The sequence below is a fragment of the Acinetobacter sp. YH12219 genome, assembly GCF_013417875.1.
GTDB classification, from domain to species: Bacteria; Pseudomonadota; Gammaproteobacteria; order Pseudomonadales; family Moraxellaceae; genus Acinetobacter; species Acinetobacter amyesii.
This window is the reverse complement of sequence record NZ_VPDC01000018.1, coordinates 38,994-51,781: the sequence shown is the minus strand read 5'-3', so window position 1 is coordinate 51,781 and position 12,788 is coordinate 38,994. Positions and strand designations below refer to the sequence as shown.

Genomic DNA, 12,788 nt, shown 5'->3' with positions numbered 1-12,788 from the left:
GGTCATTTTCAACAAAAATATGTCAGCAATAGACCAAGGCTGTCAGTGTTTTAAAACAGCAAAAATGCAATTTAAGTGATTGATATCAAAATTAAATATAAAATTGAGAAATCTTGATAATTTGGCTTGTACTGTGTGTTTTATTGGCTATTATGAAGCAAACAATGAGGAATGTTTGGATCGCAATCTGTGAACGGTCTGACTTTTTCATCAAAAATAAATGCATCATGGGGGATGCAATATGTTTCGATGGCTCACCATTTTTTTACTGTTGAGTTTGGCTGGTTGTAGCTATTTTGTCTCGACAGATGAATTATCTCGGCAGATTGAGCAGCAGATGCAGCACGAGTTTGATCAGAATCCAGATTATCGGCAGTACCATTTACGGATTCAAAATATAAAAGTATTAGAACGTAAGGGATTAAGTTTTAAGGCTCAGGCGACGTTGCAATACGATGGTCAGCCTTATACTGTTTTGGTCGATATTTACAAAGATTTGCAAGGTTATGCATGGAAAATAGATGAAGAACAATTTGCCTTCATTGACGAAGCTGAAATTGCAAAATATCAGGCGCAGTTAGATCAAGAGTTGAATCATTTGGTTGAGGAATTGGAACAGCCAACCGAGGAGGTTGAGCCTGTTACATCGGCGCCTGAGAGCTATGTGGGTTTACGTGAGGAAGAAGATCCATCAGATTATCAATGGACTGGCTATGATGAGCCTTTTCCCAAGGGGAACATTACGGTCAATAGTCATTGAGTGATGATGTGACTTTTTAGATGATTTAGCTGAGTTGTGACGATGTTGCTAAACACGTACTTGGTGAGGCATGACGAATAAAAAAGCCCGCAAAATAGCGGGCTTTTACTTTATAGAATTAATCTTCTAAAACGACTTTAGGATGATCACGTAAATAGTCTTCTGTACGTTGCATTGCATCTTTAATATTTTGGATGGCATTTTCCACATCGGCAAAGGTTTTGGCATTGCCACCACTTAAAGCCTGACGCCATTTTCGAGCACCTGGTAGATTTTGGAATAAACCTAAAATATGACGGGTAATGATAGAAAGCGGCGCACCTTCTTCCATGCGTTTAGCAATATACGGTAGCATCTGATCGATAATATCGAAACGGTTGGGTAATTCGAGATCCCAAAGCTGACCGATCTCAGCCAATAAATACGGGTTGTGATAAGCCTCACGGCCAATCATCACGCCATCAACATGTTGTAAATGTTGCTGTGTTTCAGCAAAGGTTTTCACCCCGCCATTAATTTCGATCAATAAATTTGGACGTTCTTGTTTCAGACGATAAACATCTTCATAACGTAAAGGTGGCACATCACGGTTTTCTTTTGGCGACAAACCTTGCAGCAGGGCAATACGGGCATGCACGATAAAATTGTTACAGCCAGTCTTTGCAACCGTATCAACAAAATGCAGCATTTCTTCATAAGACTGCATGTCATCAATCCCGATGCGGTGTTTCACGGTCACTGGAATATCAACAGCATTTCGCATTTCAGTAATACATTCTGCAACCAAATCAGGCTCTGCCATCAAGCATGCGCCAATTTTATTGTTCTGAACGCGGTCACTCGGACAGCCGACATTGAGGTTTACTTCATCATAGCCCCAGTCCTGTGCCATCTTGGTACAGGTCGCTAAATCTTTGGGATTTGAACCACCAAGCTGTAACACAATCGGGTGTTCTTCGTTGTTATAGTCCAAATGACGATTCGCACCGCCAAATAAAATCGCACCTGTGGTGACCATCTCGGTGTAGAGAATCACATTGGGATTAAATAAGCGTGCAAAGAAACGATAGTCACGAGTCGTCCAATCCATCATTGGCGCAACACTAATTCGTGGTTGAAGTTTATTTTCAATGGGTTGGAGATCAGTCATTAAAAAAACACGCCTTAAAAGAACAAGATGGAAGAACGAAATGGAAAATGGTGAAGAAATACCAAAAGCTGTCTGAAATACGATGAAAAAAACCGCATTTCAAGACGCGCGCAATATTAGCATAAATTGTGGTTTGGGGCATGGTCTTGCTAGCGTGACATATTCAAGGTCAGGCTAGAAAAAGTCGGAAGTGTGGCTTAAGTAATTTAAATTTTTATGTGATTAATCTATAATTTTATAAACTTTATTGTATGGTTTCTTAGCAGATTTGACTGCCTGCCTTTATGTCTTTATTTTCCCAATATCTATTGCAACGCCAGTTTTGTATCTCGTTTGAATATCTAACGACGCAAAAAACGCATCTGGTCCCAACGACATTTGCAGGCTTTCCTGTGTGCATGACATTGGCTGACCGAGTACAAAGTGACACGGATATTGCTCCTTTAGAAGCAATGCAAGACTACCCTCAAAGCAAAGAAAAAATTCTGCATTATTCGGGGAAAGGTCGAGATATCTCAGATTTTCAAACTTTTCTGAAAGATGCTCAGCAGCACGGGGTAGAGAATTTACTTTTGCTCAGTGGTGATAAACTCAAGCAGCATCAGGATGGGGCAAATGATCCGACTCTACGGAGCCGTTATTTAGAGTCGGTCAATCAAGTCATGGCAGCCAAAGACTATGGCGGGTTTTATTTAGGGGTAGCATTTAATCCTTTTAAATATGCAGAAGCAGAAAAGGATGCGCAGTTTTTTAAACTGAATAAAAAAATTCAAGCTGGCGCTGACTATGTGATTACACAGTTGGGCTTTGACATGGATGTGTTGAGCAGTTACCAACACTATATGCAGCAATACTATCCACATGTACCTGTATTGGCGTGTGTCATGCCGCTGACCTTTACCCGTGCCCGCTTTATGGCCAAGCAAAAAGTCGCAGGCATCGTGCTTTCAGCAGATGTATTAAATTTTTTGCAACAAGAACAGCAAACTGACGCCATACAAGCTGAACAAAATGTCTATGCCCGCTGCGCTTTACAAATATTAATGTGTCAGCATTTGGGCTATGCAGGGGTTCATTTATCGGCCTGTCATAAAGCGGAAGAACAAGAGAAGTTGCAAAAAGCAATTTTGCAATTTGCCACATTAACGTTTGAACAATGTTTAGCAAAATGGAAAATGCTTTGGCGCTCTAGTGTAGATGTGAACTTCCACCCGACGGGCGCAAATAACCATAAAGCTCCAGTTGAACAAGTTTTGAAATATAAAAGTATGCATGTCATGCATGAGTTATTTTTTAGTTCAAAACTGGCCAAAGGGGTGGGATCTTATATTTTTGCGGCCAAATTATGGCAAAAACCGAAAGCTGATGCAGCCTTGCTGAAAACAGAATTTATCAGTAAACATGGCATCGTGGGCTGTGAAAGTTGCGGACAATGTCGTTTAGGTGAAACCTTGTATATTTGCCCAGAAACCTGCCCCAAAGGATTAGCCAATGGACCCTGTGGTGGCTCCAACCTTGACCGCTGTGAGTTTGAAGACCGTGAGTGTATACACTCGGTCAAAGCGCGGTTGGCGAAAGCCGTGGGTCAAGAAAAAATGCTGAAGCAAGAGCTCATCCCTACCGTCGCAATTGAAACTCGGCACAGTAGCTCTTGGAAAAACTGGTTCGTTCCACCGAATTCGTCACCAACAGAACAATAATTAACTTAAAGCAATATTCAGTCTGAAATCTTCATAAATGTGAATCTTTCAAGCGCTAATCATTCTAAAAATCAGACGAATAGTCGTATAAAAAAATGAAAAAGATGAAAGAAACAATTAAGATCAACAGCAGATGAAAATCAAAAATTAAAAATAGAAATTTAAAGAATTTGGGGAATACCACATGATGCAAAAAACCTGCTTAGGATTAGCTTTAGTTTTCACATTGTCAGGCACAACAGGCTGTTCAGTTGTCATGGCAAGCAAGCAGTCAAACAAGAAAAATATTGAAATGATTCAACAAGGGCTATCTCGTAACTTGGTGATTGCTGAATTTGGCGCACCGATCACCTCTGAATATAAAAATGGCAAACGCTATGAAATTTATACTTTTACCCAAGGTTATTCGACTGCCAGTAAAGTCGGACGTGCGTTTTGGCATGGTGCTGCAGATGTGGCGACCGTGGGGTTATGGGAACTTTTAGGAACACCTGCCGAATCCGTTTTTAATGGAAAGAAAATGTCTTATGAATTGATTTTTGATGAAAATGATCTGTTAGAACGTTATACCTATCTCACACAAGATGAAACCAAATAGTTGAATACAGAGATATTTTGATTGCATGCTGGTAAACAATTGCGCTAAGTTCAAATGGTAGAAAAATAAACGAATTATCCATTGGAATTTAGCAGGCATGATGCTACTTGAAGAAATATTCAAAAGTAAAAAGTCGGAACATACCGACCAATTTAATTTACGCATTCATCGAGGTTTAAGTTGGCTGAAAAAGTCGATTGATCTTCAAGATGATCTCGATTTGCAATTTATCAGTTTGTGGGTGTCCTTCAACGCAATATATGCGCAAGACTTACAGATTGCTCAGGACAAGCAAAGCTTAAGGCAGTTTTTATATGTGATTTGCCAAAAGGATGCAGAGCATAAAATCTATAATATTTTATGGGAGCGTTTTAGTCAGCCGATACGGTTTTTTTTGGATAATCCCTATGTTTATCAGGGTTTTTGGGATTATCAAAATCAAAAAATTAGCCATGACGCATGCAAAGAGGGCTTGGCGCATGAAAAACAGAAAGTACTACGCGCGCTTAAAGAAAAAGATTCCGTTGATATTTTAATGGTGCTGTTCAATCGCATGTATACGCTACGCAATCAAATGGTTCATGGCGGCGCGACCTATAAAAGTTCGGTCAATCGGAAACATCTTCAAGATGGCTGCACAATACTGTCGGCACTCTTACCGGTGTTTATGGTGATTCTTTTGGAAAATGCAGAAACCTTGGATTTAGGCAAACCCTTTTATCCCGTGGTGCAGGTCAGTTAATTTGCAAAAATAAAGCCACTTATTGTGGCTTTAGAGCAATGATCCATACATTTCATTGTGGATATTTCAGTTGCCGTGCAGTATAGAGTTGATCGATTAATACGAAAAATCCAGCAGCAATTACTAAAGCAATCCCTGTCATGCAGGTAGTGGTCCAGCCACCATGATGCCATGCAAACACGCCCAAAGCTGAACCACATGCACCACCGACAAAATAAAACGTCATGTAAATTGAATTGATTCGAGAGCGTGCAATCGGGTTGAGTTGGAAGATAATATTTTGATTACAGCTATGTACCATAGCCAAACCGAGGTTGATTAAACCATAGCCCAAAATATAAAAGGCGAGGGAGCTTCCACCCAAATATAGCAGTCCCCAACTGAGGGCCAAGATGCTGCAACCGAGCCAAGTTAATTTTCGGTTGAAACCCAAATCCGCCCAACGCCCAATCCACTGTGTCGATAGGGCACCAAATACACCAACTAAAGTCACAACACCGACCCAAACATCGGCCAATTGAAAAGGTGGCTCAGTCAGTAACATGGCAATGGTGGAAAACAGCATACTCATCGCGGCAAAGACACAGCCTCCAATTAGAGAACGGAAAATTAACCGTGGCTCATGTTTGAGTAATGCGCCCATTGACTGGAAAACTTGGCTGTAGGGCATCCGTGTGATGCTGACCACGGGCAGACGTTTTTTGAGTAAGAGTGCTAATACCAACATCAAGAGCGCACTGAGGATGTAAATCGATTTCCAATGAAACAGATAGGACAATAAGCCAGAGAGACTGGTCGATAACAGAATGCCGACCAATAACCCACTCATTAAAAAGCCAACAACTGCCCCAATTTTTTCAGGTCGTATCGCAACAGTGACCAAAGGGATAAGAACCTGAGCAGCCACTGAAAATAGCCCCGTGATAATGGTTCCTGCCCAAAGCATGTATAGATTGGTCGAAAAAGCACAGAGGGCTAAACCGACAGTCGCACCAAGCATGAGTAATGGAATAAATTTGGCTTTATTCACAATATCGCCAATCGGCACAATAAACAGTAGACCCAAAGCATAAGAAATTTGCGCAAAGGTGACGGTTAGCGCAACTTCAGATTGTGGAATTTGAAAGCTCTGTTGGATAGAAGCCACTAAAGGTTGGCAATAATAATTGGCACCCGCACATAAACCACATGCAGCAGCCATAAGCCACAACAGGGTTTTATCATGGCTAATGTCGATCGAGGCTTTCATAAATTGTCCAGATATTGGGCGGAAGCGTATGCAAAGAATTTGCTGCCACGCTGTTGTGGTCACTATAAGGAAAATCAAACAGGTCTTAAAGTGTTTCTCTGTGAATTGTATCCACGCACGCGTTTAGGATTTCTTACTGAGACTGATCATCAAGACACCCAGCATATTCAGACCGCAACCGACCCATTGCCATAGGTTTAAGTGTTCATTCAATAAAGCGACGGCCAGTAAAATCGTTAAAATGGGCCCGATAGATGCAATCATGGCCGATTGTGCAGCCCCAAGTCGGACGATACTTTGCATCATCAAAATGGTTGGAAGTACGGTAACCAATAGTCCGAGCGCTAAACCATACAGCCAGACTTGACTCGGGAGTTGTTGAAGCAAGGCAATGGGCTGCGGTGTTGCAAATAGAAAATGAATAATCGTCCCAACGCAGGCTATGCTCAGGGCTAGACCAGTAAAGTGTAAAGAACCAAACTTTTGCATGAGGCCTGGCGTGAGTAATAAGTAAATTGCAAATAACACGGCACTGGCAAAAACCAAACTACATCCGAGCCAAAAATACTGATCATGTGGTGTGGTACTTTGTTCTTGTAGCATCACTAACACTGTCCCGCCATAACTTAAAATCAGGGCAAGGATGGTTTTAAAACTCAGTGGCTTTTTGAATAAAACAGCGGAAGCCAGTACAGTTAATGTGGGATACAGGAAAAGTATAATTCGTTCAAGCGAAGCACTGATATACATCAAGCCACGGAAGTCGAGCCAACTCGAAAAGTAATAGCCGATTAGACCGGAAATGAGCAAGAGCACCCAATCTTTTCGTTGAATCGTTTGATAGGAACGTCGACTCAGCCATGCAATGACCAAGAAAAACGGCAATGCACTCATCATGCGTAAAGCCATGAGGACTGTGGCATCGACAAGAGGAGAAAGTGCATAGGCTTGCTTAATAAAAATCGCTTTGGTACTAAACAAGAAGGCAGCAATCAGTGCAAAAATTGCACCGATGAAGTGCGGACTAAGGTTTCTTGACATAAGTGACGGTGTGCCTCATGACGACTGAATGAATTCGACAGCATTGTTCTGATAAGTTTGAACTGTCATTTTGATTATAAAAAATGCATCGTGCGAGTAAAAATGCAAAAAAAGAATAGTACTTATTCCTTTATGCATAAGGGATTGCTAGATCAAACATGAAAAACAGCGGAAGAAATGACCAATTTGGTTTTGAATTTTTTAATCTCAACATGACTCGGCAGGTCAAATATATCAGGCTGAAACATTTAAGGTGAAAATTGCACACAAATGGTGCAATAGTGTTTTTTAGGGATAGAAAGTCAGTAGCGATATCATGATGCTAAATATTCAAAAAATTATTTTTTTAGCTAAAAAAGTCAATTCTAAGACTTAAGGCGAAGCATCAGGTGGGGAGGGCAAGATCTCAATAAACCCGAAACGTGCGCAAAAATCCATCGGATATTCAAGCTGACCAATTTGACGAGACTGTGGCAGAAAAATGTCAGTTTTCAATGCAGGTCAACACGTCAAAACTGTCAAATGAGTCAACGAGCTGATGCAGTCTGCATGAAAGAGTGACTCTACCTGACTTAAGTCGATTTTTAATGACACGTTCAGCTCATTGTGGGTTGAATGAAAATGTCACAATGATCAACGCAGTGAAACAATCTGCACTAAAACTAGCGAAATTATTTATGTTTTTGGTCTTAAGTAATATTAAAAAGTTATAAATAGGATAAAAATGAGTAATAAATCGACAAATAAAACTGAATAAATGAAATATCGCACCATTCTTTTCATGAATCATGAGTTCAAAATATGGGTATTTATTAAATAAATATTGGGTAGTATTTTAAAAAAGTTCAATTAGAATCCAAAAATTGTACAAAAACACATCCTGAGGGGAGACATCGCGGATTGCGATGTTTACTTAAGAAAAATTAGCTTGAGGAACGCTCATGCAGATCGGAATTCCAGCCGAAACTGTTGTCGGTGAAAATCGCGTCGCTGCGACGCCTGAAACAGTAAAGAAGTTGATCAGCGCTGGTCATAGCGTCGTTATTGAACGTGGAGCAGGGGTAAACGCTGCTTACATCGATAGCGCCTATGAACAAGTTGGTGCCAAAATTACGGATGATGCCTATACCGGTAGTCAAATGATTTTGAAAGTTCGTGCGCCTAAAGGTGACGAAATTCAAAAACTCACAGCGGGTACCACCGTTGTAGGGATGTTTGACCCTTACCGCAACACCGAACTTGACCAATTTGCGTCACAAAACGTGTCTGCATTTGCATTGGAGCTTTTGCCACGAACCCTATCTCGTGCGCAAAACATGGACGTACTTTCATCTCAAGCCAACCTTTCAGGTTATAAATCTGTGCTTTTGGCTGCGGCAGAATATCAACGTATGTTCCCAATGCTGATGACAGCAGCAGGTACAGTAAAACCTGCACGTGTTGTGATCATGGGCGTAGGTGTCGCAGGCTTACAAGCCATTGCAACAGCGAAACGTTTAGGTGCCGTAGTTGAAGCAACTGACTTACGTCCTACAGCACGTGACCAAGTTGAATCTTTGGGTGGTAAATGGTTAGACGTACCAATGTCACCAGAAGAGCAACAAAAAGCAGCTGATGCTGCGAAAAATGGTTATGGCTGGATGCCGGGTGAAGACTACATTCGCGACCAAGCGATTATTGTTGATAAAGCCGTATCGAATGCTGACATCGTGATTACGACTGCATTATTACCGGGTCGTGACGCACCACGTTTAATCAAAGCAGAAACCGTTGCCAAAATGAAACCGGGCTCAATCATTTTAGATATGGCGGTTGAAACTGGCGGTAACGTTGAAGGTTCTGTTTGCGGCGAAAATGTCGTGACTGCAAATGGTGTGAAAATTCTCGGTATTCCAAATATTCCTTCAACAGTTTCGACTGAAGCGTCGGCACTGTACGCACGTAACGTTTTGAATTTCATAGAAACCATGTTTGATAGCGAAAAGAACTTCGCAATTAACTCTGAAGAAGAAATTCAAAAAGCACTACTTGTCACTCATGGCGGCCAAGTGCTGCTAAAACGTGGTTAAGGAGAATCATCATGGTTGAAACGATTACTATTTTTGTCTTGGCAATCTTTGTTGGTTACTACGTGGTTTGGGGGGTAACACCTGCGCTACACACACCATTAATGGCTGTAACTAATGCTTTGTCATCGATCATTATCGTTGGTGCGATGATTCAAACCGTTGGTATCCCAGGTATTGTGGATGCAAGCGTACAGTTCCAAAGCATTAACGTAGTGAGTATTTTAGGTGCGATTGCCGTTTTCCTAGCAAGTATCAACATTTTTGGTGGCTTTGCGGTGACTGCACGTATGCTTGAAATGTTCAAACCTAAGCAAAAGAAAAAAGAGGGTTAATCCATGGAATTCATTAAAGAATATGCGGATTGGTTCTACCTGATTGGTGCCGTTCTTTTTATCTTAACGTTGCGTGGTTTGTCTGGTCCAAAAACTGCGATTCAAGGTAACCGTTATGGCATGATCGCAATGGCAATTGCTGTAATCACCACATTCTTTGTCGCAGATCATCCAGTGATTTGGATGATTGTGGGTGCAATGGTGTTGGGTGCGGTCGTTGGTATTGCACGTGCAAAAACAGTTCCGATGACGCAAATGCCTGAAACTGTGGCACTGATGCACTCATTGGTCGGTTTGGCTGCGGTACTGATTGCGATCGCTGCGATTCTACATAACAACCAATTGACTGCGGCATTCGCGGAGAATGAAGCGGTATTAACAGCAGCGGGTGTAGAACATGCCCACATGAGCAAAGTTCATTTATTTGAATTGTTTGTAGGCTGTTTCGTTGGTGCGATTACATTCACAGCGTCGGTATTTGCTTACGGTAAATTGGCTGCGAAGAAATGGGCAAAAACCATTTCAGGTGGATGGGTAAAACCTGTTCAAGCTTTAATTTTCCTTGCGATGTTGGCGTGTGGTATCTACTTCTTCACTACAGGCAACATGAATGCTTTCTGGGCAATGACTGTTCTTGCACTTGCATTTGGTTGGGTATGGATTGCGCCAGTAGGCGGTGGTGATATGCCAGTGGTAGTATCGCTACTGAATTCGTTCTCAGGCTGGGCAGCAGCAGGGATTGGTTTCACGCTTGAAAACAACATGCTGATTGTTGCAGGTTCACTGGTTGGTTCATCGGGTGCGATTCTGTCTTACATCATGTGTAAAGCCATGAACCGTTCAATCATCAACGTTTTGTTTGGTGGTGCAATGGGTGGTACAGCAGTAGCTGCGGCAGATAATGGTGAAAAAGCACAGCGTAATCACCGTTCAGGCTCTGCAGACGATGCTGGCTTCTTGATGTCAAATGCGGATAGCGTGGTGATCGTACCGGGTTATGGTATGGCGCAAGGTCGTGCACAAAATGCCGTGAAAGAATTGTGTGAAATCTTAAAAGAGCAAGGTGTAAAAGTTCGTTTTGCGATTCACCCTGTGGCAGGTCGTATGCCGGGTCACATGAACGTACTTTTAGCTGAAGCTGACGTTGCATATGAAGACATTCTTGAAATGGATGAGATCAACTCAGACTTCCCAGCAACAGATGTAGTACTGGTGATTGGTGCGAATGACGTTGTGAACCCAGCGGCAAAAGACGATCCAAGTTCTCCAATTTACGGCATGCCAATCCTTGAAGCACATAAAGCACGTACCATTATGGTGATCAAACGCTCTATGGCTACAGGCTACGCAGGTCTAGATAATGACTTGTTCTATAATGATAAAACGATGATGATCTTCGGTGATGCGAAGAAAGTTGTGGAAGATATGACAAAAGCCATTAATGGCGGCGGTCATTAATCCATATTGCCAAAGTCCCGCTGTGATAAAGCTGGACTGAGGAAGATTTAAAACCACCTTCGGGTGGTTTTTTTGTTTTCTTCGCTTTTATTTTCTTCGCTTTTGATTAATTGATGCTTCACACTAAAAGTGCACAAATATTTAGCGCATCAGGTGCTTGAATCAAATTGATGCGTGTTTTGAAACCAAGGTGCAGATTGATGCGCTGTTTTGTTTAATTAAATTCGATCTCAGTGATTCAAAATATTGTCGCGAACTTGTTTTGTGACGCAATGCATTGAAAAATAATTAATTGTCTGAAATTTGGTATTCTTTTTGCACAGCATGGTTATTCTTGGGGGAATAATCATGAAAAAAACATACTTGATGGCACTGTTTCTGAGTGTCCTGACATCGACTGCATGGGCAGTCGACCCGCAAATCGCCAGTAATATTCAAGACATTCGTATTTCGCTCGACAGTATTTGGGTGGTACTGGGTGGTATCTTGGTATTCTTTATGCAAGCCGGATTTGCCATGATCGAAAGTGGTTCAGTTCGCAGTAAAAACACCGTGAATGTACTCATGAAAAACTACATGGATGCCTGCTTGGGTGGTCTGGTGTTTTGGTTGGTGGGTTTTGGTCTGATGTTTGGGGTCAATACCACGGGCTGGTTTGGCTTCAGTCATTTTGCACCCGATCAACTGGATGATTGGCACTGGAACCTTCTATTTTTCCAAATGATGTTTGCTGCAACGGCAACCACCATTGCCAGTGGTGCAATGGCAGAGCGGATTCATTTTGTCGCTTATGTGGTGAGTGCGGCCGTTGTCTCAGGTCTGATTTATCCTGTCTTTGGTAGTTGGGCATGGGGCAGTTTATTTGGCGGAGACGGTTGGTTAAAAGCACTCGGATTTATCGACTTTGCAGGTTCGACCGTGGTGCATTCAATGGGCGGCTGGGTTGCCTTGGCTGGCATCATTGTATTGGGACCACGTTTGGGTCGATTTGGACGCAATGGGCAAAGCCATTATTTACCAGGGCATAACTTACCTTTGGTAGCATTAGGCGGTTTTATTTTATGGTTAGCATGGTTTGGTTTTAATGCAGGCTCGACCATTAATGCCAATGTCAGCGTAGGACGTATTGCTTTAAATACGCATCTTGCGGCGTGTGCTGCCGTGGTTGCATATATGTTGCTCTGTCTCATCCGATCTAAAGCCATTTTGATCCGCAGTACGATCAATGCCTCACTGGGTGGCTTGGTTGCCATTACGGCAGGCTGTGCAACGATGTCTCCACTGTATGCGGTCATCACCGGTTTATGTGCAGGTGTGATGGTGACCTTCCTACCAATGCTCATGGAAAAAATGAAACTGGATGATGTGGTTGATGCGGTGACCGTGCATGGATTCTGTGGCGCATGGGGAACATTGGCTGCAGGGATCTTCCTTGAAAATAATATGTTTAATGGCGATGTCATCGCGATACAAGGGCTTGGAGTGATTGCAGCCTTTTTATGGGGCTTTGGCGTTGCGTTCATTGTATTTAAGGTCTTGGATCAATTGTTGGGTGGCTTACGGGTGAGTAAGCAACATGAACAACGTGGTTTGGACTATACCGAGCATGCTGAATTGTCTTATCCCGAGTTTCAAAAAGATGTGACTTTTGAAACGGATGATATGACCAAACGTCATTAACAGGAGTAA

The 12,788-nt window shown here is 42.2% G+C and carries 11 protein-coding genes; 8 read left to right on the top strand and 3 right to left on the bottom strand.

Annotated features, from left to right (window positions below):
* The first annotated feature begins 241 nt into the window (after positions 1-241).
* Positions 242-760, top strand: a complete 519-nt coding sequence (locus FTV04_RS12535; protein ID WP_180026766.1) for an Asp-tRNA(Asn)/Glu-tRNA(Gln) amidotransferase subunit GatC — start codon at positions 242-244, stop codon at positions 758-760.
* A gap of 118 nt (positions 761-878) precedes the next feature.
* Here FTV04_RS12535 and dusA read toward each other — a convergent pair whose 3' ends face one another.
* On the bottom strand, positions 879-1,910 hold the full coding sequence (dusA, locus tag FTV04_RS12530) for a tRNA dihydrouridine(20/20a) synthase DusA (protein WP_180024574.1): 1,032 nt from the start codon (positions 1,908-1,910) through the stop codon (positions 879-881).
* A 284-nt stretch (positions 1,911-2,194) separates the two neighbouring features.
* On the opposite strand from dusA, the gene FTV04_RS12525 reads away from it, so the two are divergent.
* The 3 genes from FTV04_RS12525 to FTV04_RS12515 all read left to right on the top strand — a co-directional run bounded on the left by FTV04_RS12525 (position 2,195) and on the right by FTV04_RS12515 (position 4,950).
* On the top strand, positions 2,195-3,610 hold the full coding sequence (locus tag FTV04_RS12525; protein ID WP_180089761.1) for a methylenetetrahydrofolate reductase C-terminal domain-containing protein: 1,416 nt from the start codon (positions 2,195-2,197) through the stop codon (positions 3,608-3,610).
* A 187-nt stretch (positions 3,611-3,797) separates the two neighbouring features.
* The gene (locus FTV04_RS12520; RefSeq protein ID WP_180089780.1) at positions 3,798-4,208 is read left to right on the top strand and encodes a hypothetical protein; all 411 of its coding nucleotides are present in this window, start codon (positions 3,798-3,800) and stop codon (positions 4,206-4,208) included.
* Between the two features lie 97 nt (positions 4,209-4,305).
* Positions 4,306-4,950 carry a HEPN domain-containing protein gene (locus FTV04_RS12515; RefSeq protein WP_180089759.1) on the top strand — a complete coding sequence of 215 codons (645 nt, stop codon included), beginning with the start codon at positions 4,306-4,308 and terminating at the stop codon, positions 4,948-4,950.
* 52 nt (positions 4,951-5,002) lie between these two features.
* Here FTV04_RS12515 and FTV04_RS12510 read toward each other — a convergent pair whose 3' ends face one another.
* Complete coding sequence (locus FTV04_RS12510) at positions 5,003-6,199, bottom strand: MFS transporter (RefSeq protein WP_180004611.1); 1,197 nt, start codon at positions 6,197-6,199, stop codon at positions 5,003-5,005.
* A 123-nt stretch (positions 6,200-6,322) separates the two neighbouring features.
* The gene (locus tag FTV04_RS12505; RefSeq protein WP_180004610.1) at positions 6,323-7,240 is read right to left on the bottom strand and encodes a DMT family transporter; all 918 of its coding nucleotides are present in this window, start codon (positions 7,238-7,240) and stop codon (positions 6,323-6,325) included.
* Between the two features lie 941 nt (positions 7,241-8,181).
* Between FTV04_RS12505 and FTV04_RS12500 the strand changes: the two genes are divergently transcribed.
* From FTV04_RS12500 to FTV04_RS12485, 4 genes are all read left to right on the top strand, one after another.
* A complete protein-coding gene (locus tag FTV04_RS12500) occupies positions 8,182-9,309 on the top strand; it encodes a Re/Si-specific NAD(P)(+) transhydrogenase subunit alpha (RefSeq protein WP_180089757.1) in 1,128 nt (375 codons plus the stop codon).
* A gap of 11 nt (positions 9,310-9,320) precedes the next feature.
* Positions 9,321-9,641, top strand: coding sequence for a proton-translocating transhydrogenase family protein (locus tag FTV04_RS12495; protein WP_078191287.1), 321 nt, complete (start codon positions 9,321-9,323; stop codon positions 9,639-9,641).
* Between the two features lie 3 nt (positions 9,642-9,644).
* Positions 9,645-11,099 (top strand): NAD(P)(+) transhydrogenase (Re/Si-specific) subunit beta, encoded by a 1,455-nt coding sequence (locus FTV04_RS12490; protein ID WP_078191286.1) that lies wholly within the window; start codon positions 9,645-9,647, stop codon positions 11,097-11,099.
* A 348-nt stretch (positions 11,100-11,447) separates the two neighbouring features.
* The gene (locus tag FTV04_RS12485; protein ID WP_180089755.1) at positions 11,448-12,779 is read left to right on the top strand and encodes an ammonium transporter; all 1,332 of its coding nucleotides are present in this window, start codon (positions 11,448-11,450) and stop codon (positions 12,777-12,779) included.
* The last annotated feature ends 9 nt before the right edge of the window (positions 12,780-12,788 follow it).

Bases quoted from the DNA above. Each gene is read 5' to 3' on its own strand.
- FTV04_RS12510 (WP_180004611.1), bottom strand. From the start codon at position 6,199: ATGAAAGCCTCGATCGACATTAGCCATGATAAAACCCTGTTGTGGCTT.
- FTV04_RS12500 (WP_180089757.1), top strand. From the start codon at position 8,182: ATGCAGATCGGAATTCCAGCCGAAACTGTTGTCGGTGAAAATCGCGTC.
- FTV04_RS12515 (WP_180089759.1), top strand. From the start codon at position 4,306: ATGATGCTACTTGAAGAAATATTCAAAAGTAAAAAGTCGGAACATACC.
- FTV04_RS12490 (WP_078191286.1), top strand. From the start codon at position 9,645: ATGGAATTCATTAAAGAATATGCGGATTGGTTCTACCTGATTGGTGCC.
- FTV04_RS12505 (WP_180004610.1), bottom strand. From the start codon at position 7,240: ATGTCAAGAAACCTTAGTCCGCACTTCATCGGTGCAATTTTTGCACTG.
- FTV04_RS12520 (WP_180089780.1), top strand. From the start codon at position 3,798: ATGCAAAAAACCTGCTTAGGATTAGCTTTAGTTTTCACATTGTCAGGC.
- FTV04_RS12525 (WP_180089761.1), top strand. From the start codon at position 2,195: ATGTCTTTATTTTCCCAATATCTATTGCAACGCCAGTTTTGTATCTCG.
- FTV04_RS12485 (WP_180089755.1), top strand. From the start codon at position 11,448: ATGAAAAAAACATACTTGATGGCACTGTTTCTGAGTGTCCTGACATCG.
- FTV04_RS12495 (WP_078191287.1), top strand. From the start codon at position 9,321: ATGGTTGAAACGATTACTATTTTTGTCTTGGCAATCTTTGTTGGTTAC.
- dusA (WP_180024574.1), bottom strand. From the start codon at position 1,910: ATGACTGATCTCCAACCCATTGAAAATAAACTTCAACCACGAATTAGT.
- FTV04_RS12535 (WP_180026766.1), top strand. From the start codon at position 242: ATGTTTCGATGGCTCACCATTTTTTTACTGTTGAGTTTGGCTGGTTGT.